General features: G+C 65.6%; 3 protein-coding genes. All 3 read right to left on the bottom strand.

Annotation, left to right across the window (positions count from 1 at the left end; genetic code table 11):
- Positions 1-192: 192 nt before the first annotated feature.
- Complete coding sequence (locus C8N44_RS22870; RefSeq protein ID WP_107978985.1) at positions 193-1,170, bottom strand: ABC transporter ATP-binding protein; 978 nt, start codon at positions 1,168-1,170, stop codon at positions 193-195.
- A 6-nt stretch (positions 1,171-1,176) separates the two neighbouring features.
- Positions 1,177-2,001 (bottom strand): carbohydrate ABC transporter permease, encoded by an 825-nt coding sequence (locus C8N44_RS22875; RefSeq protein ID WP_107978986.1) that lies wholly within the window; start codon positions 1,999-2,001, stop codon positions 1,177-1,179.
- Positions 1,998-2,834, bottom strand: an 837-nt coding sequence (locus C8N44_RS22880; RefSeq protein WP_107978987.1) for a carbohydrate ABC transporter permease, incomplete at its 5' end; no start/stop codon positions are given. The genes C8N44_RS22875 and C8N44_RS22880, both read right to left, overlap by 4 nt.

A 2,834-nucleotide genomic window follows, 5' to 3' on the forward strand; every position in this document is an offset into this window, starting at 1 on the left:
CGCGCGATCTCCTCGGTGTCGAAGCCGACCGAGCGCAGGTTGAAAAGCTGCCCTACGCGTTCTGCGTCGTCGAGCGCCTCCCAGGTACGCTTCACCCAGTCGATATCCTCGCGCCCCAGGCCGTAGGGCGGCTTTTCGAGATGCGAAAAGTCCATCTGGTCTGTCCTTTGATGCCGGGCGGGTGGGTCGCGCTCAGTAGCGCACCTCGCGTTCGCGCTGGGGGTTGGCCTTCACTTCCTGCCCGGGCATGAAGGTCCGGCTGCCGTCGACGCGGGCGATGAGGGGGCCGACCTCGGGGACCTCGAGGTGGACGATGGTGTCGGCGCCGAGCCGTTCGACGTGGCGGACATGGCCGCTCCAGAGGCCCTCGGTCTCGGAGATGTCGAGGTGCTCGGGGCGGATGCCGTAGATCTCGCAGCCCATGTCGCGCGCCACCTTGCCCTCGATCAGGTTCATCTTGGGCGAGCCGATGAAGCCCGCCACGAAGGGGCTCGCCGGGCGCTCGTAAAGCTCCATGGGGGTGCCCACCTGCTCGATCCGGCCGCCGTTCAGCACCACGATCTTGTCGGCCATGGTCATGGCCTCGACCTGGTCGTGGGTGACGTAGATCATCGTCGCGCCCAGCCGCTCGTGCAGCTCGGTCAGCTCGATGCGCATCTGCGCGCGCAGCGCCGCGTCGAGGTTCGACAGCGGCTCGTCGAAGAGGAACACCTCCGGGTCGCGCACGATGGCCCGACCGATGGCGACGCGCTGCCGCTGCCCACCCGACAGCGCCTTGGGCTTGCGGTCGAGGTAGTCGCCCAGCTGCAGGATCCCGGCCACCTCGTCGACCTTGCGCTTCATCTCGTCCTTGGGCGTGCGCGCCAGCGACAGCCCGAAGCCGATGTTCTCGCGCACCGACAGGTGCGGGTAGAGCGCGTAGTTCTGGAACACCATGGCGATGCCGCGCGACGAGGGATCGCTGTCGCTCACGTCGCGGCCGCCGATCTCGATGGTGCCTGAGGTCTGCACCTCGAGCCCCGAGATCATCCGCAGCAGGGTGGACTTGCCGCAGCCCGAGGGCCCGACGAAGACGCAGAACTCGCCCGCCTCGATGGTCAGGTCGATACCGTGGATGACCTCGACACCGCCGAAGCTCTTGCGCAGGTCTTTCAGTTCAACACGGGACATTGGTCGTTATCCTTTCACCGCGCCGGAGGTCATGCCGGCCACGATCTGGCGATTGAAGAAGATGAAGACGAGAAGCGGGGGAATGGTGATGAGCAGGATGTTCATGAACAGCAGGTTCATCTGGCTCACGAACTGGCTCTGGAAGTTGTAGAGCGTCAACTGCACCGTGATGTTCTCGCGTCCCGGCAGGTAGTAGAGCGGGTGGGTGAAGTCGTTGAAGATGGTGATCGACTGCACCACGATGATGGTCAGCGTCACCGGCTTCAGCAACGGCAGCACCACGCGGAAGAACACCTGCCAGGGCTTAGCCCCGTCGATGATCGCCGCCTCGTCGAGCTCGCGCGGGATGGTGCCGATGAAGCTGCGGTAGAGCAGGATGGTGAAGCCCAGCCCGTAGGCCACCTGGATCAGGATCATGCCGTGCAGCGTCTTGAACAGGCCCGTGCCCTGCAGCACCCAGATGGTGGGCACCACCGCGGGCGGGATCATCAGCCCCGAAAGCGCCACCATGTAGGCGATGCGGCTCACCCGGCTGGGGCGGCGCTGCAGCACGTAGCCGATCATCGCCCCGAAGATCACCAGCAGCACCACCGCGCCCACGGTGATGACGATGGAGTTGAAGTAGGCCAGCAGCAGCGCGTAGTCGCGCGCCTGCACCACCGCCACCAGGTTCTCCCAGAAGACCCAGCGCTCGGGCAGCGAGAAATCCAGCTGCGAGGCGTCCTGGGCGGTCTTGGCTGCGTTGATCCCCACGAAGATGAAGGGGATGACGAAGATCACGAAGGCGCCCAGCAGGGACAGCGCGCCGATGACGTAGCCGCGACGGGTCATGCTTCGACCTCACTTCTGTTGAGCCACCAGGCGAGTGGCGCGATGATCAGCGCGATCATGAGGAACAGGATCACGTTGCCGGCGGTCGACAGGCCCCAGAACCCGGCCTGGTACTGCTTGTAGATGACGCTGGCGAGCACGTCGGACGAGAAGCCCGGCCCCCCGCGGGTCATGGCCCAGATCAGGTCGAAGAGCCGCAGGCCCCCGATCAGCGACAGGATGATGACGGTGGTTGTGGCGGGCCGCACCAGCGGCACGGTCACGCGCCAGAACTGCTGCAGGCGGGTGGCGCCGTCGATGCGGGCGGCCTCGTAGTATTCCTGCCCGATGGTGGCGAGCCCTGCGATGTAGATGAGCGTGGCAAGACCCACGCCGCGCCAGACGTCCACCAGCGCGACCGAGATCAGCGCGAGCTTGGGGTTGGTCAGCCACCCCGGCCCGTCGATGCCGATGGCCTCGAGCGCCACGTTGATGGCCCCGTCGGTGGGGTGCATGAGCTCCTGGAACATCAGGCCCACGCCGATGGTCGAGACCAGCACCGGGAAGAAGACGACCGACCGCAGGAAGCCCTGCGCGAAGATCCCCGAGGTCAGCAGCACCGCCAGCAGCAGCCCCAGCACCGTCTTCAGTGCCGAGGTCAGGAAGGCGAAGATCAGCGTGTTGGTCATGCCGCGCACCAGGAAGGGCTCGGAGAAAAACTGCACGTAGTTCTCGAAGCCCGAGAACCGCGCCTCGAAGGGATCCCAGTAGGTCAGGCTGAAGTAGAAGGAGGCCACCGTCGGAACGATGAACAGCACCACGAAGATCGCCCCGCCGGGGATCAGGAACCAGTA

This window comes from Allosediminivita pacifica, assembly GCF_003054175.1.
GTDB classification, from domain to species: Bacteria; Pseudomonadota; Alphaproteobacteria; order Rhodobacterales; family Rhodobacteraceae; genus Allosediminivita; species Allosediminivita pacifica.